Genomic DNA, 361 nt, shown 5'->3' with positions numbered 1-361 from the left:
CATAAGAGATATCACCACCCTCAGAGTTTGCTTTTAACCCTTCAACAAACTCTTCATAGCCATAGCTTTGATGAAAAGTAACAAAGCGAATTTGACCAGTTCTTGTGAGCTCTTTGTATTTTTCCACCAACTTTGTTCGTTGTTCTTCTGATGCGCCACCAGCTTGTTCGCTAATATTAAGGTTGGCATAAAACTCAGGTTCTGCAGCTTGAACCGCTGCTTCAATAGTGTGATAGGTTTTGCCTGTCCCTGGTGGTCCGTATAAGATTTGATTAAGAGGCATAAGCACAAGATCTCTAGGTTCTTTTGAACATTGCTCTATCTGAGGTAATTCAGCTAAGTCCATTAGACTGGTTAAATA

1 protein-coding gene is annotated in these 361 nt (G+C 40.2%); it reads right to left on the bottom strand.

The window, feature by feature from the left end; genetic code table 11:
• The coding region (locus AB4486_RS26290) for an AAA family ATPase (protein ID WP_372119700.1) at positions 1 to 283 on the bottom strand (283 nt) is incomplete at its 3' end.
• Positions 284 to 361 lie beyond the last annotated feature (78 nt).

The organism is Vibrio sp. 10N.222.55.C6, assembly GCF_041473395.1.
GTDB classification, from domain to species: domain Bacteria; phylum Pseudomonadota; class Gammaproteobacteria; order Enterobacterales; family Vibrionaceae; genus Vibrio; species Vibrio crassostreae_C.
This window is presented reverse-complemented; position numbering and strand designations above follow the sequence as displayed.